The organism is Sphaerochaeta sp. UBA5849 (genome assembly GCA_002432715.1).
Taxonomy (GTDB): Bacteria; Spirochaetota; Spirochaetia; order Sphaerochaetales; family Sphaerochaetaceae; genus Sphaerochaeta.
In genome coordinates, this window is record DJGJ01000048.1 from 11,204 (window position 1) to 34,421 (window position 23,218).

Sequence of the window (23,218 nt, forward strand, 5' to 3'; positions counted from 1 at the left end):
GTATGAACCGAACCCAGATCGATCGAACAGACTCAGATTATTCCTCAGCATGGTTTTTGCTATCATATGATATCTTTCAATTTTGGTGATTTTCTAGTAATCTGTAATTCACGGGTATAATCTCTTAGCACAGCCACATAGTACTGCAAGTAGGAACTAAATAGGGTTCTTTCGCGACCAGCACCTTCCGCTTCTTCACAAAAAGATACTGGTCCTCGAAGTTGAAGCAGTATCCTCCCGAGGGTGCTGACATCAACGACGTCTCTTGCCTCATGAGACAATGATGACATGGTTCTTTCTTACTCTCAAAGGGCTACGAGTTTATGCTTCACCCCAATCATACAATCTTCTTGTTTCCTTTTGTGAGGTTGAGCACCGCAAAAATAGAAGTTCCAAGGATCAGGATGAAGGAGATTGCATTGATCACCGGGGTGGACCCATCACGTACTTGCATGTACATGTTTATGGGCAGCGTTGCCTGGGACCCTACGAGGAATATGGTGGTATTGAAGTTCTCGAAAGACATGAGGAAAGCCATCGCAGCCCCTCCGATTATCGATGGGCGTAGATACTTGAGGGTGATGAACCAAAGAACTTCCGCCTTGTTCGCTCCAAGGTTGTACGCAGCTTCTTCGAGGGTGTGGTCAAACTTCTTCAATCTTGCTGAAACAACCAGCGCTACAATAGTAGAGATGAATGAGGACTGCCCGAGCACCACCAGAGGGAAACCAGGGCCAAGAAACGAAACGTAGAGGCCCAAATGTTCCTCGATGAACAATCCAATGGTATTGGAGAACATCAGGATGGAGATTCCAAGGATGACTCCGGGAATTACCAAGGGAGCAATCATAAGAAAGTAGAGTGCGTTCTTGAAACGGAAATTCTCCTGTTCGAAGAGAAATGCCGCACAGGTGCCCAGGAACGTAGAAATCATCATAACTGCTAGAGCAACCTTGAACGATGTAAAAAGACTTCTCAAGTTCGTCTGGTCATGGAAAATCCCGTATTTCTCCGGTCCATTGCCAAAGAACCAATCCAGGGTGAACCCCTGCCAAGGAAGAGAGGGGTACATGGAGTCGTTGAATGCAAGAACCATCGTTACAACCAGCGGAGCAAAGAGAAAGATAAAATACAATACGATGAAGATGGTGAATCCGTAGCGGTATTTCTTTGAGGAAGGCAAGCTTCTGATCATGTTACCACCTCCTTCAGGTTTTGGCGGGTGAGTTTGAGCAGCACCCAGATGATGAGTGATGAGAGTGCCAAGAGCAGGAAGCCGAAAGCAGCCCCCTGATTCCAGTTGAAATAGAGAATGATCTGGTTATAGATCTGTTCGGTAAACCAGAGAGAGTTTTTTCCTCCCATCAGGTTAGGGGTTAGGTAACTTCCCAGTACCAGCATGAATACGATGATTCCCCCGTTTACCAGACCGGAAGCACAATGCGGAATAATGATGGTTCGCCAGATGGAAATCTTCGATGCTCCCAGGTCATAGGCAGCCTCGATGAGCGAGTTGTCCAGATCATCCATAACCCCTATGACGGGGACCACCATGAAGAGCATGCTGGTATATACCAATCCCATAATCATGGTGATGTCATTGTAGAGCATCTCAACAGGCTCCTTGAATAAGCCTATAGAGACGAAGAATTGGTTCAACACCCCGCTCTCCCGAAGGAGAATCATCCAACCATAAACACGAATGAGTTCACTGACCCAGAATGGAACGAGGATGAGAATCATCAGTACCCCGGTCATCCGTTCCTTCACGATTTTGGAGATATAGAAAGAGACCGGGAGGGATATCACCATGACCAAGAACGTGACAATGATCGAATATCCCGCTGTACGCACGAATGTGAGCCAGTAGATGGGCTCCTTGAAGAAAGCCATATAGTTGTCCAGTGTGAATTTACCGGTGTTGGCTTTGGTGAAAGAGAGTCGCAGGAGCTCGATATGGGGCAGTACAATCAAGAGGAAAAGCCACAGCACCACAGGGAGGAAAAAGAAGAGAAATCCCCATTTGATATGTTGTCTATTCTTCATCATATAACTTCCAATCGCTGCGCTTGAAGCAGACGGTTTTATTCAGGTCCCAACCAACCTGTATGCGATCTTTTGAACGAATATGGTCATACTCCCTTGTTTGGGGAAGCGCTATCACTAATTCCTCTTCAGTTCCCAAAGGCGATACCAGAAGACGGCTGTTCCCACCATCAAAAAGAATTGAGGTGACTTCCACGGGAAGGTTTTGGAAATGCTCCTTTCCTTCCCTTGGACTAATGATTATCGCTTCCGGGCGAATGAAGAGATCATACTCCTCATTCTCATTCGATACCTCAACTCGCTGGGCAAGCTTGAGATCATATCGGTCGGCATAACGAGCTATGATATTTCCGCTTGGATCAGAATGCAACTTCACCCGCAGCTTGTTGTTGTTTCCTACAAACTGGGCAACAAATGAAGACTTGGGTTCGTGGTAGAGCTCTTGTGGAGCTCCTATCTGTTCAAAATGTCCATTGTTCATCACTGCAACCGTATCACTCATGACCATGGCTTCACTCTGGTCGTGGGTGATATAGACGAAGGTTGTACCTACCTGGGATTGAAGCCTCTTCAATTCCACTTTCATATGCTCACGTAACTTGGCATCGAGTGCCCCAAGCGGTTCATCGAGCAAGAGTACCGATGGTTCCATGATCAGGCATCGCGCAATCGCAATTCGCTGTTTCTGCCCGCCGGAAAGCTGGCTTATCTGCTTTTTCCCCGACTCGGGTAGACCTATCCTCTCCAATAAATCCAGAACTTTCTTGTCTACACCAGGGCCTTTTTCTCCTCTTCTCCGTAGACCGAATGCAATGTTTTCATGCACATTCATCATAGGAAAGAGGGCAAGATTTTGAAAAACAAGATTCACAGGACGTTTATTGGGGGCCACTCCGTCCATGTTTTTTCCATTGAAGAGAATGGTACCCCCATCAGGTTTGTAAAACCCTGCAATCATTCTGAGCAAGGTTGTTTTCCCACATCCTGACGGGCCTAAGATAGAAAAAAACTTGCCGTCCTCTACGTCAAATGAAACTTGGTCAACTGCAGTAAAATCACCAAACCGTTTGGTGACTTCCTGTACTGAGAGTGCGCTATCCATACTGTTTTACCTTACATAATCACCAATAGCTGTCCATAAGACAGCTATTGGCACTGTGTGAATCTTCTCTGCTAGCGAGCAGCCTTGATCTTGTCGAGGGTTTTTCCTTCCATCTCTTCAATCCCTGCCGGGACCGTCGGATACCAGTTGATGTTCGCCAAAACTTCAGGTGGCAGTCCTCGAGTGAAGTTTGCTTTAATCTCAGGATCGAGATAATTCACAGCGTCTTTGGAAGCAGTTCCGTACGTCTCTCTGTTGGTGAAGAATGCAGCATTCTCCGGCTTCAGCATAAAATTGATGTAAGCGTATGCTGCATCAAGGTTTTCACTCTTTGCCGGAATGGCAAAGGTATCGACCCAACCGAGTGCTCCGCTGGTTGGTGCGATGTAGTCAATGTTTGGGTTTTCAGAATGGAGTTTCCATCCCGCTTGTTCCCAAGCTGAAGCTGCCCAGACCTCTTCCGAACGAAGTGATTGCAGAAGCTGGTCTCCATTATCCCAATAGGTTTTTACCAAAGGCTTGCCCGCAATGAGTACTTTCTCCATTTCATTGAGGAATTTCTGGTATGCTTCCGGATCGTTGTAGAGAGCAAACGGGTCGTAGCCAAGGGAGAAACCCATCCCGATAAGGGTAGGTCTCTTAAGTCGGTAGGAGACTCTTCCAGCATACTTGGGATTGAGAAGGTCCTTGAAATCCTTCACATCAGGGGCCAACGCCTTGTTGACGACCAACCCTTCAGTTCCATACACGTGTGGTACAGCATAGGATTTGCCGTTTACCAAGGTGTTTTTCTTCACTGCCTCAAGCAAGGAAGGATCAATCTGCTCGGTGTTTATTCTTGTATAGTCGATTGGCTGGTAGATGCCATACTGTTCAACGACTGATGAGATACGGTCCTGGGAAGGTTGGGCAAGGTCAAAGCCACCCCCGCGGGTTGCCCTGAGCTTACTGATCATCTCTTCATTATTGCTAAGCGTCACCTCTACCTTGTATCCTGTCTCCTCGGTAAACTTATTTAAGAGTTCCTGCGGTGCATAGCCTGACCAGGTTATGATTCGCAGCACAGGATTCTTGGCCTCGCTCGAAGCCTGAGCAAAGAGCGAACTGCTTAAAAACAATACAATCATGAGAACAAGAACAATTTTCTTCATACAGAATTCCTCCTTCAGGAATATGAGATGCTTGCAATCTTTTTTGATTATCAATACCTCATATTTATCGTAAGTCCAGGGTGTTCTAAAGTCAATTCCAATCTAAGAAAGACAAATTTGTGATTTATGAAGAATTTGTTTGGAATCTGTGAAACCTGCAGTGAGAACAAGCATGCATGCTATCATGAGAGCGAGTTTCAGAGAGTTTCAGAGAATGGAGCGGATATAGCGTCTCCTGCGTTTGTGTTGCTCAGTCTTGAAGGTCCTCCACTGGGTTTGCACATTGTCGTCATCCTCCAGCTCAGGGTAGGTTTCTGCATGGAGAACCCCGGTCATGCAGGTCCAGATCGGACTCGAATGCAACAGCCTCATAGATATCCCTTCACCCGCTCCTTGCAGGAGAACGCTGAAAGGTCATTCAACGTGCCGGTATCCTGCTTCAGCGTCCCTGCCTATCCCATCTGCATAGAATGACTTTCTTTTCCCTCCATTGGCATTGGCAAGTCCCATGTTTACGATGCTGCCGTCATACGGATGCCCATCGAAGCTGGCATGGCGATATACGAGCCATTCTGGCACGGTACTTTCAGGATAACGGAATCTAATCTATATATACTAAGTGTTTAACTGTAAGAGTCCATAATAGTATACCCAATTATCCCAAGTGGATTCATCCTGCCAGTATCCAGGAAGAGATACCAGCATGCCAGATGTAGCCGAGAGGATGGAGTGCACAGCAGAGCAGCTTGAAGCCCTTACCAAGTTTGCCAACAGCCGGAAATTCGAGAAGCGCCTTGTCGACGGGGCAAGGATGGTCCTTGGGTGTGCACAGGGGCGCCGGATCAAAGACATAGCCAAAAATCTGGGGGTCCTGCCCAACGCTGTCATCAAATGGAGGGAGCGGTTCAAGGCGTATGGGATGGACGGCCTGTACGACGAGCTGAGGCCGGGGAACTTTTGAAAGAGAAGCCTCACACGGGTACTCCCTCTGGGACGGGGGCGCCCTCGCCGGAAAGATAGGCTGCTCCCCCTATAAGGTGTGGAGGATACTATTGTTTTACAGCTTCGAATGCATACATCAAAATCATATTGTTTCATCTTTTTACCAGATTTAATCATATTATGATTTTTTATAGACAACCAACATATTCAGTGCTACAGTTGAAGAAAAGGAGTCAGGAATGAAGAAATATACCTTGTTTGCAGGCATGCTGCTTATTGCAGCTTTGCTCTTCGGTGCCGGTATCAGTGAACAAGCGCACTTCAGCGATCCTACCAATGCTGCCTATCTGGAACACTATTTCCAGATAACCATACCATCGGGCGGTATGGATGCGAATCAGTTCGGCAACGCACTCGCTTCCATTACCGGAAGGCCGGCATCCATGGCAGGTTTTCCTGACATCTTCAAGGCCTTGGTCGAGGCTGCAGACCTCAGTCAATTGGCCCTGACATACAGCACCGAAAAGAGTGGCGGGCGCCTTGCATATTACGGCATCACCGAGACTGTTCCTGCAGGCTTGGATCGGTATGTTGCCTGTACCTTGGATGCTCACCTGCTACCTGCATCCACTGCAAAGACTCTTTTAGCCTCACAGCATCTTGATAGCGAAACCGCCGCAAACCTATTGATGAGCGTGGCAAATGCAACGGGGATTTCACGCAACTATATCGGCAAGGTCAGTGACACCGACATCCTGATGAGAATTTCCAATGCCTTCGACGGCTATACCCTTTTCAGCGACGGCTACCTCGATGAAATCGGGGCGATGGCGGTCAAGAAGCGAGCCAGTACCGGATACAACCTCAAGAAAGACAGTGATGATGCACAATTCCTCACCTCGCGGACAATCCAATATGGTCACAGCGACGAAACCCATCTCAAGCAACTTGTAGTGTTGCTCAACAGTGAGGGAATCGATGCAAAGCTGCAGATTGAACCCAAGGTATCCATCTATGAGTACCTGCTTGACTGGGGCCCGGTACCGCCTCCCAGTCCGTACTACATGGTCCTGGAGTTTGGCGAGAACTTCTATCTGGCCTATGCGGTTGAATACGATGCCAAGTTCGAATTCGACTCCCATGCAGACCTTCTCAAGTTCGACTTTCTCATCAACACCTATGCAAAGAAGAACGATGCAAACCAGGCAAAGAACAGCAATGTTGCGCTGCTGAAGGGTGCATGGTGGCAGCCGCTGTACAGCACTACCTTCCAAGCCGACGAGCAGGCCTACAAGCAAATCGTAGACTGCGCTCTTGCTGAGAATGGATACACCATCCACCCCTTCTCGTTGCTGGAAACAAAGCAGAACCTGATCGATACGCTTCAGGATCTCAGCGGTTTGGAGGTGCAGGAGCGCCCCCTGTACGTCAACAACGCATTTTATCGCTACCTGACCGGTTCGGATTATCAGTAACATAGGCCTGCAGGGCAGGCAGGGCGGATGCGCCTGTCTGCCTCTTGAAGGGAAATTTGCACATCACCAACCGTTTTCGGTGTACACTTGAAGCTAGGAGAGTCCAAGAGCATGATTCCATACGTTCGCCAGAGCCAGATCTACTCATACATCAAGATGAAGCAGATTGCTTATATCGACGAGCTCCTGGATTTGACAAAAGTATCACTTCCCACCGTGCGGCGCGACCTCAAGAAGCTGGAGGAAGAAGGAAAAATCATCCTGCTCAACGGCGGCGGTGTAAAGCTCTCCGAGGAAGAGAAGCACTCGGTTGTTGCAAGACTGGAGGTCCAGGCGGACGAAAAGTACCTGATTTGCAACAAGGCCGCCTCCTTGCTTGAGAACGATGAGTTCATCTATGTCGGGCCGGGAACAACCGAAGACTACCTGATTGGTTTTTTGGCGGGAAAAAACATCACCGCAGTCACCAACGGCATCTATCATGTGCCGAAGCTGTTGGAATACCACATCAAGACCATTGTGATCGGGGGGAGGCTGGACCACAACTACGGCATCACCTGCGGCCCTGAGGTGCTGGAGGAGATCAATCGGATGAACTTCTCCACAGCCCTGATCGGGGCAAGCGCCGTGTCTCAGTCGGGCGTCTCTTCATTCGACCGGGATGTCTCGGTTATCAATCGAAAGGTCCTCTCCAGGTCGAAAAAGCGCATCCTCCTGGTTGATTCGACCAAATTCAGCGCCTTCTCACACCATGTGTTCGCCTGCATCGAGGATTTTGACCACATCATCACCACGGCTAAAGCAGGTGTCGAAAGCAAGGACATTCCAAACATTGTCATTGCCGACACCTCTGATTTATAACAGGAAAAGGTGTTTTGCATGAACAAAGCAATTATCGGAGGAACAGGAGTCGGCTCGCTTCCAAACCTGCAAGGTCCCTTTGAGACGGAAACAGCGTACGGAACGGTTCAAACCTATCGTTTTTCTCTAGGCGACGAAGAGATACTTTTTTTGCCCAGGCACGGAAGCGGTCATACCACACCGCCGCATGCCATCAAGTATCGCGCCCAGATGGCCGCCCTGAAAAAAGAGGGCGTAACGCATATCTACGCACTGGCGACCAGCGGTTCCATGGACCCTTCGATCAGTGAAGGCTCGATTGTGGTGATCGAAGACTTTCTTGACTGCACCACCAGCCGCATCAAGACATTCTTTGACGGCAGCGACCACAAGGTCGCACATGTCGACATGAGCGACCCCTACTGCAGCCATCTCAGGAGTTTGTTTGTACAGAATGCAAGGAAACTAGGTGTGGACATATACACCGGCGGGGTGTATGTGTGCACTGAAGGCCCCCGGTTCGAGGGCAAGGCTGAAATCGCCATGCTGCAAAAGCTCGGGGGAACGCTGGTCGGCATGACCGGCATCCCGGAAGTGTTTTTGGCAAAGGAGCTTGGTCTTTGTTACGCTGCCATCGGTTTGATCTCAAATATGGCCTCTGGAATTCGCAATGAGAACCTGGCACACATCGACCATGGACGGCGGATTTCAGAAGCGAAGGAAGCTGTCATGAAGGTCATCACTGAAGTGTTCTCCACCTCGAGCCTCGATCAAGACCATTGTGACTGCTCAAACGCAGTTCTCTATCTATAAAGAAGGAGATGCAGATGCATACCACCATCCCAGTCAGTTTGCAGCACGATCCCGAAAGATTGGTTCTGCTCGATCAGACAAAGCTTCCCGAGAGCGAGCTGTTCTTGTATTTGGATAGCCGGGACTCAATCTATGAAGCGATCAAGAAGCTTCGGGTGCGGGGAGCCCCTGCCATCGGCATTGCGGCAGCCTACGGAATGTATGTCTGCCTTGCCCGGCAGAGCTATCCGAGCCTTGAGGCCATGGCGCATGATTTTTCCGCCTTGAAGCTCTACTTTGCCTCAAGCCGTCCGACCGCCGTCAACCTGTTCTGGGCTCTACAGCGCATGCAGAAGCGGTTTGACACAGAGTTGGCCATGGAAGGGGCAAGCCAGAGCAGCATGCTCAAGGCCTTGCTTGAAGAAAGTTCGGCCATCTTTGCCGAAGACCAGGCGATGAGCATTGCCATCGGAGAGCATGGGCTTACGCTCTTTGACAAGGATAAGCATTGGGGGGTGATGACCCACTGCAACGCAGGAGGCTTGGCTACCAGCGGCTATGGTACAGCCCTCGCCCCGCTCTATCTCGGTCATGAGCAGGGTTACTCCTTCAGCATCTATGCAAATGAGACCAGGCCGCTTTTGCAGGGCAGCCGCCTGACCGCCTACGAGCTGGCCAAAGGAGGGCTCGATGTCACCATCCTCTGTGACAACATGGCCTCCTTGGTGATGAAGGAAGGAAAAATCGATGCAGTCATCGTGGGGGCTGACCGAATCGCAGCCAATGGCGATACAGCCAACAAAATCGGCACTTCAGGTTTAGCCATCCTGGCAAAACACTACGGCATTCCTTTCTATGTAGCAGCCCCCAGCTCCACGTTCGACCTTGATACCAAGCATGGCAGCGACATTGAAATCGAACAGCGCGACGGCGAGGAAGTGGTCAACGGCTTCGGCAGGCGCACAGGGCCTATCGATGTGAACGTCTACAACCCGGCCTTCGATGTGACTGATGCTGCCTTGATCACGGCCATCATCACCGAGAAGGGCATCATTGAGAGACCGACAACCGAGAAGGTGGCAAAGCACCTGCTTGGGTGACGTGTTGTGCATTGCAAAAGAGCAACCATCTTGAGGGTGGTTGATGCTATTTCTATGTAAGGAGAAGATTATGAAGAGAGTTTTGGGATTCATCGCACTGGTTCTTGTCACCGGCTTGCTTTTCGCAGCAGGGTCTGCAGAATCGAAGCCAGCAGCAGCTGCAGGTTTGAACATCGCCATTATCACCACCCCCTCAGGGGTCGACGACGGCTCGTTCAACCAGGACAACTACAATGGGATTCTTGCATTTGTGAAGAATCATCCTACAGCAAAGGTAACTGCAATCCGTGAGCCCAGCGGAGACGTTGCAGCCGCCCTCAAGGCAGCGGCCGATGTAGTAGCTGAATATGATGTATTGGTCTGCACCGGGTTCCAGTTTGCCGGAATCGGCGAACTTGCCATGGAAAACCCCGATACCAAGTTCATCCTTGTCGACACCTATCCCACCGATGCAAAGGGGAATACCGTTGAGCTTCCCAACGTATATGCCATGACCTTTGCCGAGCAGGAGTCGGGGTTCTTCGCAGGTGTTGCAGCCGCGCTTGAGACCAAGACCAACAAGGTCGCGGTAGTCAACGGGGTGGCCTACCCCTCGAACGTCAACTATCAGTACGGCTTTGAGTGCGGTGTCATCTACGCCAACAAGAAACTCGGCACCAATGCCCAGGTCGTAGAGCTTGCTTCCCGCGCCGGCACCGATGTTACGGGAGCCAATGTAGGCGGAAACTACGCAGGTTCCTTTGCCGATGAAGCAACCGGCAAGGTGATCGGCCAGCAGCTGCTCGCGCAGGGCGTCGACATCATTTTCGTTGCAGCAGGAGCTACGGGCAATGGCGTGTTCACAGCTGCAAAGGAGAGCAACGGCAGGTTGAAGGTCATCGGTTGTGACGTAGACCAGTGGGACGACGGAACGGTGGGAAGCGGCAACATCATCCTGACCAGCGTCCTGAAGGTGATGAGCCTGAACGTCGAGCGTGTGCTGAACCAGATCCAGGATGGAACCTTCAAGGGAGCAAATATGTTGCTGAAGGCTGATACCGATTCCACCGGATTCGTGAAGAAAGCCGGTCGAAACCAGCTCTCCCCCTCCACCATCCAGAAGCTTGATGAGGCATATACCCTCGTACAGAAGGGAGTTATTGTTCCTGCATCCAACTTCGGCGGTTTCACCCCCGAGCAGTTCCAGGTAAACTAAGAAAACCAGTGATACACCCGTGCCTTTGCAGGGGCACGGGTCCTTATCGCAAAGAGGCATATCGACGTGGAAAACCTCGTAGAATTTCGGCATATCACCAAACGATTTCCCGGCATTGTTGCGAATGATGACATCTCCCTATCGGTACGCAAGGGCGAGATTCTTGCCATCCTTGGCGAGAATGGAGCGGGAAAAAGCACGCTGATGAGCATGCTGTTCGGCATGTACAGCCCTGATGAGGGTGAGATTTTCGTGCGCGGCAAACAAGAAGAGATCTCAAGCCCCCTGGTGGCCAACTCTCTGAACATCGGGATGGTCCACCAGCATTTCATGCTTGTGGAAAACCAAACCATTACAGAGAACATCATCATGGGCATCGAGCCGAAGAAACGCAAATTCGGCTTGTTTCCCGTTGTAGATCTCGAAGCTTCCCACAAGAAGGTGCATCAGCTCTCCCTTCACTATCAACTGGAGGTCAATCCGAGGGACAAGATCGAGGATGTGCCGGTCTCAACCCGTCAGCGGGTTGAGATTCTGAAGATGCTCTATCGTAATGCCGAGATTTTGATTTTTGATGAACCGACTGCGGTCCTGACACCACAGGAGATTGAATCACTGCTTCGAACCATCAAGGCTCTGCGTGACGGCGGAAAGACCATCATCCTTATCACCCACAAACTCGATGAGATCAAGAGAATCGCCGACCGTTGCGCAATTCTCTGTAAAGGAAAGCTGGTCGATGTCCTGGATGTCGCCACCACCTCGGTTCAGCACATGTCAGCCTTGATGGTCGGCCGTGATGTCTCACTTACCTTGGAAAAAGAGGAGCATGAGAGAGGAGCCGAAGTCTTGAGGGTGGACAAGCTGCTCGTGGTATCGCCAGACCACATCTGCTTGGTCGATTCTGTGAGCTTCAGCGTACATGAAGGTGAAATCCTGGCGATAGCCGGCGTTTCCGGCAACGGCCAGGTGGAAATTGCCGATGCGATTGCCGGCCTGATCCCGATCAAGAGCGGGAAAATCATGCTCTCAGGCACCGATATCACCAATGTCCCTGTTCGTAAGCGCATCGAGACGGGGATGGGCTACATCCCCGAAGATCGTCATGCCGTCGGCCTGATCCTCGACTTCCCCCTGCGGGAAAACCTCTGCCTGAAACGGTATTACCGTCCGCCCTACAGCAATGAACGGGGAATATTGCAGAATGAGGCGATGGCCGAGTTGGGCAGGTCGCTGATCGAGGAGTTCGATATCAGGACCAGCAAGGGAAACGACACCCTGGTGCGGAGCATGAGCGGGGGCAACCAGCAGAAGGCGATCATTGCCCGGGAGATCAATCTCGATTCCAAGCTGATCATATTCGTCCAACCCACCCGCGGCTTGGATGTGGGGGCCATTGAGTCGATCCACCTGCGCATCAACAAGCTGCGCAGCGAAGGAAAAGCCATTCTGCTGATCTCATTGGAACTCGATGAGATCATGCAACTGGCCGATACCATTTTGGTCATGTACAACGGCAAGGTGCAGACCATCAAGAAAGCGAATGAACTGACAAAACTTCAGGTCGGTGAATATATGATGGGGGTGCATGTTGAAAAGAACTAGTCTGCTCAAGCGATTGTTCATCCTCGGTTGCGGCAAGGGCAGGCACCAACTGCTCCGCACGTCGCTGTTTTGCATTTTCCTCAGCCTGCTCGCAGGGGCCATCCTGCTTCTGTTGTTGGGCAAGAACCCCCTTGAAGCGTATACGAGCATTCTTCAGGGAGCCGGCATTCTTTCCAAGAGCCGCTATGCAGGTAGAAAGAGCCAGCTGACCGACTTCATGAGCCTGCTCAACTACACCACTCCCATGGTGTTTGCCGCCCTTTCAGTCGCCGTTGCACTGAAGTGCGGAATTTTCAATATCTGTGTCTCGGGCATCATGGTCTTTTCCGGGTTCATGGCCACCGTGCTGGTCGGATACTCCAACCTCGACCCTTTCCTTGCAAAAATTCTGGTGGTTTTGATCGGTGCCCTCTCAGGAGCACTGATCGGCATCCTGATCGGCTATCTCAAGCATCGCTTCAATATGAACGAGGTGGTTGTGGCCATCATGCTGAATTATATCATCAGCTATGTGGTGAGCTTCTTCATCCAGACCCGGTTCATCGACCCGATCACCCGCCAATCGGTTGCAGTCGGGCAGAATGCCCGCCTGACGCTCTTCGATCATCCGGTGGGCAATCTCAAGATGGAAATCGCCTTGGTATTCCCCCTTGCCCTGCTTGCAGTCTTTGCCATCAAGTTCATGCTCGACCGCACCCGGTTCGGCTTCGAGTTGAAGGCGGTGGGAAGCAACAGCAAGGCCAGCAAGTATGCCGGAATCCATGTAGGCAAAGCAGTGGTTTTCACCATGCTCATCAGCGGCTCATTGGCAGGTCTTGCAGGGGTTTCCTACTACCTGGGAAGCAACGCCTCCATACAACCCAGGGTGCTTCCCTCCCTGGGATTCGACGCAATCGCAGTGGCCTTGCTGGGAAACACCACCCCCATAGGCAGTTTCTTTGCCTCGCTCTTGGTCATGGTTTTCGATTGCGGCACAACCTACATGTCATCACGCATGCAGGTGCTTCGCGAAATTGCCGCCTTAATCACCAGTATTTTGCTGCTCTTCAGTGCCATCGGCATCTTCTTCAGGAACCTTGCCGATCGATTCGAGCAGGAAGCAGAGGAGGTTTGAACGTATGAATACCATCATCATTGAAGGGCTTTCCTTCTCGCTCCCCCTCTTCATTATTGCCATCGGCGGTATCTACAGCGAAGGAAGCGGTATCACCAACCTCGCTTTGGAAGGCTTGTTGGGCTTCGGGGCTTTCTTTGGAGGTCTCAGCTATGCAGTTCTCAGCAGGACGTTCGCCGGCGATCCCACCGTACTCATTTACGCCTCGCTGGGCTTTGCCATGATCGGCGGAGCCTTGCTTGCCCTCCTGCACGCCCTGATGTGCATCAAGTTCAAGGCAAACCAGGTTATCAGCGGCGTGGTCATCAATATGCTCAGCGTCGCCCTTACCGCTTTTTTGGCCAATCAAATCAATGCGTCATTTTTCGGACAACCTTCGAACAAGTTCTTGTTGGAAGTCTTCCCCAAGGCTACCATCCCCCTGCTCTCCAACATCCCAATTTTAGGCGCAGTGTTCACCGATTTTTATACCTTTGAATTGATTATCGTTGCAGTCGCCCTCTTCATGGCCTACCTGCTTTACAAAACACCGACGGGCATGCATATCCGCGCATGCGGAGACAATCCCCATGCCTTGGCGGCAGCCGGCGGAAACGTGCAGAAGGTGCGCTTCTGGTCGGTCATCGCCAGCGGCGCCCTCGCAGGCCTTGGCGGCATGTGCTTTGCCTACTCGATTTCAACCACCTTCTCTCCGAACATCTACATGGGCTTCGGCTACTTGGCCATTGCCGCCTACATTTTCGGCTCTTGGAAAATCGGACCCACCTTTCTTGCATGCATCCTGTTCGGTTTTGCCCGCAGCGGCGGGTATGTCCTGGTGCAAAAGCTCAAGTTGCCTTCGTCGTATGGCGATCTCGTCCTCACCCTGCCCTATATCGTTACCTTGGTCTTGCTGCTCTTCTTCTCCTCGACCAACAAACCGCCTCGAGCACTGGGCGAGGTGTACGACCAAGCAAAGCGTTAAGCCGGCACTCTTGCAAGAATCGATGAGGCAGAGCATGCTGAGGCAAGGAGGGATGCGTATGAACAGTGAGATACGGCTGGATGCCATCAATGAAGCAATCGGGGAAGTGGCTACCGATATCGCCCAAGCTTATGCGGAATTCGGGGATCTGACCAGCATGTACTTGGGGCAAACCTCCTCGACGTTGCAGTTGCGCCTGTTCAGGCCGCTAGCCTTGGAGACTTCGCTCTATCTGTGTTTTCTTCTGTCCAAGGTGGATGAAAAGTTGGCAGACTTGGTAGGCGAGGATGCAAAGGCATATGCAATAGAACTTGGCAGACAAGCCGAGCCCTATGTCAAGGAGAGCTTGCTCGCATATGAGAAAAGCTTTGATGCTCTTGCGCTGTTCATCCAACGCTGTCAGGACATAGTAGCCGGGGATTCATTGTGGTTGAGCACCCAAAGACAGGATGCCCAACCCCGAGCATCCATCAGTGACAAAGGCTATGTAGCCATCCAAAAAGGTGCCCAGCGATTGGAAAGCCTTATGAATCTTCTCTAATACGACTGCAAGAGCGCCTCTACAACGGAGTCTCTTCCTGCAAGGATGTCATCCACTGTCCTCTCTATGGCCAGGTCGGGCATCAGGGGACCCGCCTGATATTTTTTGTCCATCACAAAATACTTGGTTGAATAGGATACAGGAATTTTGCTGTTCGGCAGACTGAAATTGCGGGTCTCCCCATAGTGGTTAAGACTGCCTCCACTCGGACCACCGACCAGTCGCGCATTCGTCCGTTTCTTAAAATGCATCGCATTCATCAGAGCCGAAGAAAACGTCCCCTCCCCGATCAACACATCAATGGAGAAACCTTGTTCGTCCTGCAAGGTGCCAAGCCCATCCACCAGCGGTTCAAGCAGGCGTGAATCCCCTCCGCTGTTGTAACGCAAGTCAACCATGACATGCTCAAACGATGAGGATTCGGCAAGAGCGAGGATCTCCTGGATGAAACCATCCAACGGATACTCATCATAGGACATGCATACATTGTACTGGACAAAGAGTGTATTGCTCTCTTCAAGCAACAGAGCCCGGTAGGGGGCATTGCTTGCCCCTGTCTCAGGATGTGATTGATACCACGTGGCAAAGCTCAGCATCCCATACTCGTTGGCCGAAACAGGCGTCAAGGAAATGGTATGCTCCTCATCAGTAGAGCGCTGCTTGACGGTAAGGCTTACCATCTGGGAAGGAGATGTCGCGATGCCTAGATATGCGTAGAGGTTCGTCAGATTGAGCTGCTGGGAGAGGTAGTATCGCAACCACACCTGGTTGTCATGACTGAACAGCGGTGAAGCAAGACGTTCCACTTCCTGCATGGGAATTGAATTGATGGCTATGACTTCACCGCCGAGCAACTCTGCATGATCTCGTTCGATGACGCTTACTCGCCAGGCTCCCTCTACGTAGGAGAACTGGGCGGGTATTGCCGACAGCTGTGCTACAAGCTCTTGGGTAAGTCCGACCGAAGTATGGGAATCCTTGGCCAAGGATGCCAATCGCCTGAGGGTAAAATAGAAATCCAAATCCCCCATCTTCCCTGTATCTTCCATTGCTGCTCGATAGGCTTTGCACAACTCTGCTTTCGAAGTCTCATGATAGAAATCAACATGGAGCTTTGGAAGCTGTTCATAGAGATAGGTAATATCGGCCTGCTTGGGATTGCTGACTTTAAGGCCGGTGGTGCAGCTCCCAAGGAAGAACACGGCAGTGGCTACAAACACGAGTGTGACAAAACGGGTATGTTTCATGGACAGGAGTATAGCATGAAAGTACTCATCGTTCAGTCATTTTGCTATGGCTAATCGAGCATTTTTCAGACAAATACACAAAGTATTGCGCGCTGTCATCATTCCATGTGTATAGTTGCTGCCACCTGCATCCCAAGCTCAGTGACGCGGATTACAGGACCCACTGCCAAGCTCAAACCCAGAGCATCGCCTCCATCCTTGGTCACTTTCAGCCCGTTACGCAGAGTCTTGTTGTACCTCGCTCCATAGGGAATCGGCAGTATTGCTTGGATCACCCGCTCAACAGCCAAAAAGATTGCCCCAACAGTCATGGCTCCCACGGCAAAATCCTGCAATGGGTCTTCAAAGGAGGAAAAGCCTGCACTGAAGACCTGAATGAAAAACAGGTCGATCATAAAGGTCCCCAGACCGATGCCGATGGTGATAGCTGCAGTCCAATCGGCAATTTGCCCGAAGAGCTGACCGCCGAGGTCGCCTTGGAGCTTTGATCCGCTTCCAAATCCGGCCAACAAGTTCTTGAAAGCCGGCCAGGCTATCGATACTTGGGCTTGTTCATAGAGAGCCGACCGTTGCTCGAACGTCAATTGAGAAAAATCATGGTTCTTGAACGTTTTCTTCAAGGCTCCCAAGGTCGAGCCGCCAAGATACACACGCTCTCCATCAATCTCAACGGGTATGCCATCTTCAGTATTCAATGCATCCAACCCTGTACCTACCAACGATATCATGAGTGATTGGGCAGAGAGAGGCACAACCAACACAAGCAATACCACAAGCCAGATGATTAAACGCTTCATTTCAAGACTCCTTGTTACATTTTTTGCATTATAGCATAGTTTTCCCTGTACCGGAGCTGGATGTAGTATATGCATCGCTTTGTAAATTCCCAGTAATTCAGTTTCCTTTTCAAATACGAAAATAAGGAGATTCATGCTTTTTTAATCTTGGATTTCCGCCATTCTTTCTTGACCATCAGCTATATTGGTTATACTGTCAGAACCAGCAAAGCCTGTTACAACCTATATACAAACATGTATTCCTTCTGCTTTGCCTGCTGTTGATGCTTCCAGACATTGCAATCTTCGCATCCCCACCTGCTGCACAAAGTCTCACACTCGGTCTTGGAATCCATGACTCGATTGTCAAGGAACAAGCCAGTTCTCTGTATGCAACTCTGCAACTTGGAAGTCCTTCCTCTACGCTTGCCATCGGGTACCGTAATCGAGAATCGGTACAGGACATATCATTGAGAGCTGCCCGCTCTCTTTCCAATACCCTGGACCTGGTCTCCTACCTGCATTCTTCCTTGGGTACCGCCGACGCTGTACTGACGGATTTGGTGGTCGGGTATGAACAAGGTATCAGCATCAAGGGACTGTCGCTTTCCTATGCATATCAAGACCGTTTCAAGCTGGCTTTGTACAGTTCAACCAGCACGTTTTTCGAGTATGCCTGCCAGTCCATCAGCCCCATCGTAGGTTCCGAGCTTTCTTTTCCAATCGGTGATGAATTTCAAGCATATGCGGCTGTTTACCAATGAACGGACATGCAGTGTTGGGCAATCATGATGTGCGTGCTGATGGGAGACACGGGCAATGCCAGCTTGGGCAAAGTGCAGTTGGACAACCTGATGGATGCAGCAGCCTCCGATCCCAATCCCAAGGTTTTCTGTGGCCATGTTCCACTCTATGGTGGTCCTGATATGTTCTATTTTTCCTTGAAGGACCCCATGAGCGAGCACTTTTAGTCGATACCATGGTCAAAAACAAGGTCGGGCTCTACCTTGGCGGACATCTGCATCTCACCCACAAGGTGTACCGCTACACGGATACTACCCATGAGTTTGTTAGTGAATCATTTCATGGGCGCAATGATTTGTTTGAGAATACCCTGCCTGTATGGTATGTGTTCACCTACGATGAGGTGGGCAACAGCATCACCATCGAGAGGTATGCTGTAGAGTGGATGGTACTATCAGCGAGTCAACCGTATCGACACTGCCCCTCCCCTGATCTTTTGTCATTGCAAGAATAGGCGTGTAGGTATTGAAAGAACATTCAAATAGAGTACCGGTGCCTCCTCTTGAAAGCACCGGTAGGTAAGAGAGTGTTCAGCGTCTGGCCATCATGTCATGCAGGCCGCCGCCGTTCTCCACGTTGGTGAAACCCATCTGCTTGAGCATGCGCATACCGTAGCTGGAGCGGGCTCCCGAGGCGCAGTAGATGAGAATCTCACGATTCTTGTCCTCTATCGTCTCTGCCCACTCTGCAAGGCTGTCCAATCCTACATTGATGGCGCCAGGGTACGCCCCCATGGCGAACTCCATCGGTGTTCGGACATCGAGGATGATCGGGCCATTCTCATCAGTTTCATGTGCACTTTCTGTACCCAAGCCCTCTGAAGCATCTTCTTTTCTCTCATTGACGGACTTTCTCTCGGTTGGGAACAAGCCTACACTCAGGTGCTCAAACCCCACCGCCCGGGCTTGCCGCTCCAAGCTGAGGTACCCGCCGCTGAGATTGTACACTTTGTCGAATCCGGCTCCCTTGAGCATTCTGAGGGCGACATGTCCTTTTTGGCCGTCATCGCTGATCAGCACAATGGCATGCTCCTTGGGTATGCGGTCAAGATTCTCCCGCAGGGCATTCTGGCTGAGGTTGTTCGAACCGCGAAGGTTTGCCTTTGCATAGCTGATGGGATCGCGGAGGTCGATGGCAATCGGAGACTGTTCGAGTACAAACTGCTCAAATTCCTGGGCAAGGATGGATGGGCTGAAGCCTGTTTGCTTGTTGACGGCGGTGAAAGCGGCCATGTTCACCGGCCCGTTTGGCGAGTTGAACGGAGGGGCATAGGCAAGGTCCAATTCCGCAAGGTCGTCGATGGTCAGTCCACCAGCAATGGCTGTGGCCAGGACATCAATGCGCTTGTCCACACCCACCCGACCGCCAACCTGGGCTCCCAAGACCTTACCGGTGCTCTTGTCCCAGATGAGCATCAGACTTACTTTCTCCGATCCGGGGTAATATGCGGTGTGGCTGGCCTTGTGTACGACAACGGCATCCGCATCAAAACCGGCCTCCCTGGCTGCCTTGAGGCTGAGTCCGGTGGAACCTGCGGCAACTTCAAAGACTTTCACAATCGAGGTGCCCAAGGCTCCCTTGTAAACACGATTGCCTCCAAGGGCATTTTCTGCAGCAATCCGGCCTTGCCTGTTGGCCGGCCCTGCCAGTGGCAACCGCACCAATTTGCCTGATACCGTCTGATGGATCTCCACCATGTCTCCAGCTGCATAGATGCTTGGATCGCTGGTACGCAGATGTTCGTCGACCATAAGTCCGCCACATGATCCCATTGCAAGGTTGGCATCCTTTGCTAGTTGCAAGGTAGGCTTAACGCCTACAGAAAGCAAGACAAAATCCGTATCTACGGCCGTTCCATCACTGAGTCGTACGCATGTATCCTCAACCGACTGCAACGATTTTCCCAATTTGAGTTTTACACCATAGTCCTGCAGCTCTTTGGTAAGCATGCCTGCAAACTCACCTTCCAGGTTGGCCATGACCTGGCCTGCCATTTCCACCAAGGTTACGGCGACGCCGCGCTTGGTCAGAGCCTCGACCATCTCCAAGCCGATGAACCCACCGCCGACAACTACCGCCTTTTTAGGTTCTTTTTCGGTAATGTAGCGATCCATCCGATCCATGTCATCGAGGGTCCACAGCTGAAACACATGGCTCTTGTCCACACCGGGAAGCGGTGGGACGATGGGTTTGCCGCCTTGGGCGAGAATGAGCGAATCATAAGGAAATTGTTGTTTCTCATTGGTCTGCGTATTGCGGGCGACAACTACTTTATTCTCTCGATCGATGGAAAGTGCCTGGGTTTGTGTATGGACCTTGACCCGGTACTGATCATCGAAGGTCTCTTCACTTGCCAATATCAACGACGAACGGTAAGCGATGTCCCTTCCCAGGTAATAGGGAAGCCCGCAGTTTGCGAAAGAAACGTCAGCTCCAGCTTCCAACAAGGTAATATTGACATCGTTGTCCAGTCTTCGGGCTCTGGCGGCAGCGGTAGCTCCGGCAGCAACCCCGCCGATTATTAAAAGATTTTTCATCTACTTCTCCTGTGGTAACGGGGAGAATATACCGTAATTATTTGCTAGTGACAAGTATTTATTATACGTATTTCCGCCTCCCGCCAAAAGCAAGGGATGGAGATAGGGTTCGAACTGATCGGGGCGTCCGGCTGGACCGTCTCCCAGCCCATCATACACAATGGAGATGTAGCAATCCTCGGTATTGGCTTGCCCATCCACATAATCGTCCAGGTAATAGGAATTTTTGGTTTCTTTTCTGCTGTCCTCTATGACAAAGGTAAGTGTCCCGTTGGAGGCCCGGTGGAAATAGGGATACTTCCAGACGGTTTCTCCTGGTTTCTTGATGAGCACATCCCGTGCTTTGTAGCTGCCATAATCCTGACCATACCAACGCAGTGAGAAATCAGCCATCTGGAACTCATAAAACACAACATCCACCAGTAACCCGTAATAGGTCATACCATACTCAGGAGAAACATCGATGCGTATCGGCGTGATGGCCGATGCATCCCGTGAAGTGCTACGTACAGCAACGTCGTCATTTCCATCGGTAATAAAAATCTGCATCCCCTTCAGACTTCCGTAGTTGGCTTTATCACAACCGACCATGCACAGTACAACCATGCAAAGGATGACTGGCAGAAAGGAACTTCGTTTCATAGGCGCCTGTGCTTGTATGGTACTCGTAGCTGGACAGCGCTTGCCAATGGGTATTTTCCCCTAATCATCTAGGTAATTCCACCTATTTCGGTCAATGTACGATGGTTGCTCGGCTTGGACTTGAAGAACGTACCGGCTTACTATGCTTTCTGTAGAGGGATTATGAAAAGCTAAAGATCGGTGTTCCCCTGTACGCCGCATAAACAGTCCCTCATTCCATCACCACGCAGAAATACACCATCGAAAGCTGCGAGGGCTATCAACTGCCAATTGAACTGCTCAGTCCAAGCCACATTACGCAGAAGGCGCCTTGCATCCTCTACCTTCCAGGCACCTTCCATTGAAGATCTTCCCCAAGCCTACATTGAGGCCAGTGAGTTTGATTGCCTGCGTGATGAAGCAATTGAATATGAAAACACCTGCAGCAGACAGGTGTAAAGGTAATGCTTATCCAAACCAAAGGGACGGTACACGGCTTTGAGCTCAACTTGAAGAGTGCATACACCCAAGAAATCATCAGACAGAGAATTGCCAATATGAAGGAACAATTTTCTAAATAAACCGGCAATATTTTCAGTCTGTGTCGTCAACCTGTTACTTCACGACCCAAAGAGGTAATCCAATAAAGTCCGACTATCCATAAAACGACGATGCGAGCATCACCATGAGTATGGAGATGAGCGTATCCAATGAGAGGGTATTGTCCACATAATCGGCATTTACCGGGTCGTTGGGACGCATGTAGATGGTAACAACGAACGGCGGCGGAGTGAGAAACATCACAAGCAATGCATAACGGTAGATGCTCTGCATGCCCAGAACCTGGTCGATCAGGAAGTGGTTGATCAACAGAGCCAAAGCCAGCAGTACAACCTTTCGGACCGCGATGGTTTTCAGTGACCATGCCAGGCCTTCTTTTTTGATATGAATTCCGTACCCTATGGAGAGGGCTATGAGCGGCGTGGTCAAACCGGCAAGCAGGGAGATTCCCTCGTTGAGGGCAGTCCATATTGGATGAGGAGAAAACCACTTACCTACGATACTGATGACGATGCCACCGAAGATCGCCAGGATCACCGGGGAGGTAATGAACTGACGAAGCAGCACTTTGGCTGTCGGCTTTCCATCCCGCTCGCGAATCAAGAGTGCCATAAGCACAAAGAATACAAACAATACCTGTCCCAGATCGATGAGTGCCATTTTCCCCAAGTGCTCGCTTCCATAGGCGCTTAGAAACAAGGCATACCCCAACATCCCCATCTCGAACCCTCCAAGGAGCAGAGGGAAATAGGGCGTGTCCATGTGAAGGGGTTTTGCAAGGAGTTTACCCAACAAGACCATGAGAAGGCAGACAAAGAATATTGTTACTACCAGAAGGAGGTACCTGCCCTCGATTTCCATCGTTGAGAACGCCTGGAACAGGAGAGCGGGAAGCGCGAGATCGGAAACGATCCGCTTGGCTCCTGCAACCGAAGTCTGTGTCAGCGTACTTCCTTTCTGTAACAGAAACCCAAGTATGAAGAGCATGAGGACTGGGAGTATTGAATACATACATATCCTGCCGTTTGAAATGGTATTCCTACGATACCACGCTTAATCAGTGGATGCAAGAACAGCTGGTTATTACGTATACTATTGCTCACATGCTACAGGAACAGCCCTGCACGGTTGCTGTTTTCGGGAAAGCACTCCTGTGAATACCAAATAGCAAAGGCTGTGGGAAGATAAAAATACCTTACCGTTTCCAAGAAGAGCATATTGGCTTGTATGATAGTTTTTCGACCGTTGCTTGAAAATGTGCAAATCAGTACTGGACAGCCCCAAAAGATTTCCGTATTATTGTCAGAGTAACTCGGGCGCGTAACTCAGCGGGAGAGTGCTACCTTCACACGGTAGAAGTCGTTGGTTCAAACCCAATCGCGCCCAACAGGCAACTGACTACTTAATAAGAAGTTAGTTGCCGTTTTTTTACCAAATTTTCAACTATGAAAGAGTGGGCTCTACTTTATTCTCAACTTTTTAATGCTTTAGGAGGAAACAAGCATGAAAAATACGAGTCCATTCTTCGTATCCAAAAAGACGAAGAACAACAAAAGTGTCTGGTACGCTCATTTCCCAGACCCAGACAACACGCAAAAGCGAAAAGCCAAAAGTGTTGAGACTCTACGTACTCTCATGGGGAGTACAAACACTTCTCCGATTAGGCAAAAGTCTGAGGCAATCAGAATCACCCAGTAAGCTTTGGATGCTGGCATCATTAGGCTAGATCAGAGGAATGATCCATTGGTGACCGAATACATCAAAGAGTATTGGGATTTCGATACTAGTAGCTCGTAACACTTAAA

The 23,218-nt window shown here is 50.5% G+C and carries 25 protein-coding genes and 1 tRNA gene; 14 read left to right on the top strand and 12 right to left on the bottom strand.

Translation table 11 applies throughout. The features are described 5' to 3' along the window. Positions 1 to 337: 337 nt before the first annotated feature. The 6 genes from B3K89_RS08320 to B3K89_RS08345 all read right to left on the bottom strand — a co-directional run bounded on the left by B3K89_RS08320 (position 338) and on the right by B3K89_RS08345 (position 4,878). Positions 338 to 1,195 (bottom strand): ABC transporter permease, encoded by an 858-nt coding sequence (locus tag B3K89_RS08320; protein WP_298503320.1) that lies wholly within the window; start codon positions 1,193 to 1,195, stop codon positions 338 to 340. Beyond that, entirely contained in the window at positions 1,192 to 2,046 is an 855-nt protein-coding gene (locus B3K89_RS08325; protein ID WP_345907260.1) for an ABC transporter permease, read from the bottom strand. Before B3K89_RS08325 ends, B3K89_RS08320 begins: the two co-directional genes overlap by 4 nt. Then, positions 2,036 to 3,148: an ABC transporter ATP-binding protein gene (locus B3K89_RS08330; RefSeq protein ID WP_345907261.1), complete on the bottom strand. Its 1,113-nt coding sequence runs from the start codon at positions 3,146 to 3,148 to the stop codon at positions 2,036 to 2,038. The genes B3K89_RS08325 and B3K89_RS08330 overlap by 11 nt, the downstream gene beginning before the upstream one ends. Before the next feature lie 71 nt (positions 3,149 to 3,219). Next, positions 3,220 to 4,299, bottom strand: a complete 1,080-nt coding sequence (locus B3K89_RS08335) for an extracellular solute-binding protein (protein ID WP_298503326.1) — start codon at positions 4,297 to 4,299, stop codon at positions 3,220 to 3,222. Between the two features lie 207 nt (positions 4,300 to 4,506). Then, positions 4,507 to 4,671: a hypothetical protein gene (locus tag B3K89_RS08340; RefSeq protein WP_298503327.1), complete on the bottom strand. Its 165-nt coding sequence runs from the start codon at positions 4,669 to 4,671 to the stop codon at positions 4,507 to 4,509. A 42-nt stretch (positions 4,672 to 4,713) separates the two neighbouring features. Next, complete coding sequence (locus B3K89_RS08345) at positions 4,714 to 4,878, bottom strand: hypothetical protein (RefSeq protein ID WP_298503329.1); 165 nt, start codon at positions 4,876 to 4,878, stop codon at positions 4,714 to 4,716. Between the two features lie 124 nt (positions 4,879 to 5,002). Between B3K89_RS08345 and B3K89_RS08350 the strand changes: the two genes are divergently transcribed. From B3K89_RS08350 to B3K89_RS08395, 10 genes are all read left to right on the top strand, one after another. After that, positions 5,003 to 5,260 (top strand): helix-turn-helix domain-containing protein, encoded by a 258-nt coding sequence (locus tag B3K89_RS08350; RefSeq protein WP_345907262.1) that lies wholly within the window; start codon positions 5,003 to 5,005, stop codon positions 5,258 to 5,260. A 220-nt stretch (positions 5,261 to 5,480) separates the two neighbouring features. Further along, positions 5,481 to 6,716, top strand: a complete 1,236-nt coding sequence (locus tag B3K89_RS08355) for a hypothetical protein (RefSeq protein WP_345907263.1) — start codon at positions 5,481 to 5,483, stop codon at positions 6,714 to 6,716. 111 nt (positions 6,717 to 6,827) lie between these two features. Then, a complete protein-coding gene (locus tag B3K89_RS08360; RefSeq protein ID WP_293908463.1) occupies positions 6,828 to 7,577 on the top strand; it encodes a DeoR/GlpR family DNA-binding transcription regulator in 750 nt (249 codons plus the stop codon). An 18-nt stretch (positions 7,578 to 7,595) separates the two neighbouring features. After that, entirely contained in the window at positions 7,596 to 8,369 is a 774-nt protein-coding gene (locus B3K89_RS08365; RefSeq protein WP_345907264.1) for an S-methyl-5'-thioinosine phosphorylase, read from the top strand. A gap of 14 nt (positions 8,370 to 8,383) precedes the next feature. After that, complete coding sequence (mtnA, locus tag B3K89_RS08370; RefSeq protein ID WP_345907265.1) at positions 8,384 to 9,448, top strand: S-methyl-5-thioribose-1-phosphate isomerase; 1,065 nt, start codon at positions 8,384 to 8,386, stop codon at positions 9,446 to 9,448. A gap of 70 nt (positions 9,449 to 9,518) precedes the next feature. Further along, complete coding sequence (locus B3K89_RS08375) at positions 9,519 to 10,643, top strand: BMP family ABC transporter substrate-binding protein (RefSeq protein ID WP_345907266.1); 1,125 nt, start codon at positions 9,519 to 9,521, stop codon at positions 10,641 to 10,643. A 66-nt stretch (positions 10,644 to 10,709) separates the two neighbouring features. Then, the gene (locus B3K89_RS08380; RefSeq protein WP_345907267.1) at positions 10,710 to 12,248 is read left to right on the top strand and encodes an ABC transporter ATP-binding protein; all 1,539 of its coding nucleotides are present in this window, start codon (positions 10,710 to 10,712) and stop codon (positions 12,246 to 12,248) included. Further along, entirely contained in the window at positions 12,232 to 13,362 is a 1,131-nt protein-coding gene (locus B3K89_RS08385) for an ABC transporter permease (protein ID WP_345907268.1), read from the top strand. Before B3K89_RS08380 ends, B3K89_RS08385 begins: the two co-directional genes overlap by 17 nt. Positions 13,363 to 13,366: 4 nt before the next feature. Then, positions 13,367 to 14,326 (top strand): ABC transporter permease, encoded by a 960-nt coding sequence (locus B3K89_RS08390; protein WP_298503345.1) that lies wholly within the window; start codon positions 13,367 to 13,369, stop codon positions 14,324 to 14,326. A gap of 58 nt (positions 14,327 to 14,384) precedes the next feature. Further along, entirely contained in the window at positions 14,385 to 14,867 is a 483-nt protein-coding gene (locus B3K89_RS08395; protein ID WP_345907269.1) for a hypothetical protein, read from the top strand. On the opposite strand, the gene B3K89_RS08400 is transcribed toward B3K89_RS08395, so the two are convergent. Together B3K89_RS08400 and B3K89_RS08405 are read right to left on the bottom strand one after the other, a co-directional pair. Then, positions 14,864 to 16,114 carry a hypothetical protein gene (locus B3K89_RS08400; protein ID WP_345907270.1) on the bottom strand — a complete coding sequence of 417 codons (1,251 nt, stop codon included), beginning with the start codon at positions 16,112 to 16,114 and terminating at the stop codon, positions 14,864 to 14,866. The two genes, B3K89_RS08395 and B3K89_RS08400, sit on opposite strands and share 4 nt — an antisense overlap. Positions 16,115 to 16,212: 98 nt before the next feature. Beyond that, positions 16,213 to 16,911, bottom strand: a complete 699-nt coding sequence (locus B3K89_RS08405; protein WP_345907271.1) for a P13 family porin — start codon at positions 16,909 to 16,911, stop codon at positions 16,213 to 16,215. A gap of 263 nt (positions 16,912 to 17,174) precedes the next feature. Between B3K89_RS08405 and B3K89_RS08410 the strand changes: the two genes are divergently transcribed. The 3 genes from B3K89_RS08410 to B3K89_RS08420 are packed head-to-tail and all read left to right on the top strand — an operon-like array spanning position 17,175 to position 18,148. Next, positions 17,175 to 17,654: a hypothetical protein gene (locus B3K89_RS08410; protein ID WP_345907272.1), complete on the top strand. Its 480-nt coding sequence runs from the start codon at positions 17,175 to 17,177 to the stop codon at positions 17,652 to 17,654. A gap of 6 nt (positions 17,655 to 17,660) precedes the next feature. After that, the gene (locus B3K89_RS08415; RefSeq protein ID WP_345907273.1) at positions 17,661 to 17,861 is read left to right on the top strand and encodes a hypothetical protein; all 201 of its coding nucleotides are present in this window, start codon (positions 17,661 to 17,663) and stop codon (positions 17,859 to 17,861) included. Between the two features lie 8 nt (positions 17,862 to 17,869). Next, positions 17,870 to 18,148, top strand: a complete 279-nt coding sequence (locus B3K89_RS08420) for a hypothetical protein (protein ID WP_345907274.1) — start codon at positions 17,870 to 17,872, stop codon at positions 18,146 to 18,148. A 76-nt stretch (positions 18,149 to 18,224) separates the two neighbouring features. Here B3K89_RS08420 and B3K89_RS08425 read toward each other — a convergent pair whose 3' ends face one another. The 4 genes from B3K89_RS08425 to B3K89_RS08440 all read right to left on the bottom strand — a co-directional run bounded on the left by B3K89_RS08425 (position 18,225) and on the right by B3K89_RS08440 (position 22,424). Further along, a complete protein-coding gene (locus B3K89_RS08425; RefSeq protein WP_345907275.1) occupies positions 18,225 to 20,231 on the bottom strand; it encodes an FAD-dependent oxidoreductase in 2,007 nt (668 codons plus the stop codon). Then, complete coding sequence (locus B3K89_RS08430) at positions 20,232 to 20,873, bottom strand: hypothetical protein (RefSeq protein ID WP_345907276.1); 642 nt, start codon at positions 20,871 to 20,873, stop codon at positions 20,232 to 20,234. Positions 20,874 to 21,043: 170 nt separating this feature from the next. Beyond that, complete coding sequence (locus tag B3K89_RS08435) at positions 21,044 to 21,214, bottom strand: hypothetical protein (protein ID WP_345907277.1); 171 nt, start codon at positions 21,212 to 21,214, stop codon at positions 21,044 to 21,046. 292 nt (positions 21,215 to 21,506) lie between these two features. Further along, on the bottom strand, positions 21,507 to 22,424 hold the full coding sequence (locus tag B3K89_RS08440) for an AEC family transporter (RefSeq protein ID WP_298503538.1): 918 nt from the start codon (positions 22,422 to 22,424) through the stop codon (positions 21,507 to 21,509). Positions 22,425 to 22,727: 303 nt separating this feature from the next. Here B3K89_RS08440 and B3K89_RS08445 point away from each other — a divergent pair. Then, positions 22,728 to 22,799: transfer RNA gene (locus B3K89_RS08445), tRNA-Val, on the top strand. Positions 22,800 to 23,218: the final 419 nt, after the last annotated feature.

Coding starts and splice junctions, on each gene's coding strand:
- B3K89_RS08320 (WP_298503320.1), bottom strand. CDS start 1,195: ATGATCAGAAGCTTGCCTTCCTCAAAGAAATACCGCTACGGATTCACC.
- B3K89_RS08325 (WP_345907260.1), bottom strand. CDS start 2,046: ATGAAGAATAGACAACATATCAAATGGGGATTTCTCTTCTTTTTCCTC.
- B3K89_RS08330 (WP_345907261.1), bottom strand. CDS start 3,148: ATGGATAGCGCACTCTCAGTACAGGAAGTCACCAAACGGTTTGGTGAT.
- B3K89_RS08335 (WP_298503326.1), bottom strand. CDS start 4,299: ATGAAGAAAATTGTTCTTGTTCTCATGATTGTATTGTTTTTAAGCAGT.
- B3K89_RS08340 (WP_298503327.1), bottom strand. CDS start 4,671: ATGAGGCTGTTGCATTCGAGTCCGATCTGGACCTGCATGACCGGGGTT.
- B3K89_RS08350 (WP_345907262.1), top strand. CDS start 5,003: ATGCCAGATGTAGCCGAGAGGATGGAGTGCACAGCAGAGCAGCTTGAA.
- B3K89_RS08355 (WP_345907263.1), top strand. CDS start 5,481: ATGAAGAAATATACCTTGTTTGCAGGCATGCTGCTTATTGCAGCTTTG.
- B3K89_RS08360 (WP_293908463.1), top strand. CDS start 6,828: ATGATTCCATACGTTCGCCAGAGCCAGATCTACTCATACATCAAGATG.
- B3K89_RS08365 (WP_345907264.1), top strand. CDS start 7,596: ATGAACAAAGCAATTATCGGAGGAACAGGAGTCGGCTCGCTTCCAAAC.
- mtnA (WP_345907265.1), top strand. CDS start 8,384: ATGCATACCACCATCCCAGTCAGTTTGCAGCACGATCCCGAAAGATTG.
- B3K89_RS08375 (WP_345907266.1), top strand. CDS start 9,519: ATGAAGAGAGTTTTGGGATTCATCGCACTGGTTCTTGTCACCGGCTTG.
- B3K89_RS08385 (WP_345907268.1), top strand. CDS start 12,232: ATGTTGAAAAGAACTAGTCTGCTCAAGCGATTGTTCATCCTCGGTTGC.
- B3K89_RS08390 (WP_298503345.1), top strand. CDS start 13,367: ATGAATACCATCATCATTGAAGGGCTTTCCTTCTCGCTCCCCCTCTTC.
- B3K89_RS08395 (WP_345907269.1), top strand. CDS start 14,385: ATGAACAGTGAGATACGGCTGGATGCCATCAATGAAGCAATCGGGGAA.
- B3K89_RS08400 (WP_345907270.1), bottom strand. CDS start 16,114: ATGAAACATACCCGTTTTGTCACACTCGTGTTTGTAGCCACTGCCGTG.
- B3K89_RS08405 (WP_345907271.1), bottom strand. CDS start 16,911: ATGAAGCGTTTAATCATCTGGCTTGTGGTATTGCTTGTGTTGGTTGTG.
- B3K89_RS08410 (WP_345907272.1), top strand. CDS start 17,175: ATGCTTCCAGACATTGCAATCTTCGCATCCCCACCTGCTGCACAAAGT.
- B3K89_RS08415 (WP_345907273.1), top strand. CDS start 17,661: ATGCAGTGTTGGGCAATCATGATGTGCGTGCTGATGGGAGACACGGGC.
- B3K89_RS08420 (WP_345907274.1), top strand. CDS start 17,870: ATGGTCAAAAACAAGGTCGGGCTCTACCTTGGCGGACATCTGCATCTC.
- B3K89_RS08425 (WP_345907275.1), bottom strand. CDS start 20,231: ATGAAAAATCTTTTAATAATCGGCGGGGTTGCTGCCGGAGCTACCGCT.
- B3K89_RS08430 (WP_345907276.1), bottom strand. CDS start 20,873: ATGAAACGAAGTTCCTTTCTGCCAGTCATCCTTTGCATGGTTGTACTG.
- B3K89_RS08435 (WP_345907277.1), bottom strand. CDS start 21,214: ATGGAAGGTGCCTGGAAGGTAGAGGATGCAAGGCGCCTTCTGCGTAAT.
- B3K89_RS08440 (WP_298503538.1), bottom strand. CDS start 22,424: ATGTATTCAATACTCCCAGTCCTCATGCTCTTCATACTTGGGTTTCTG.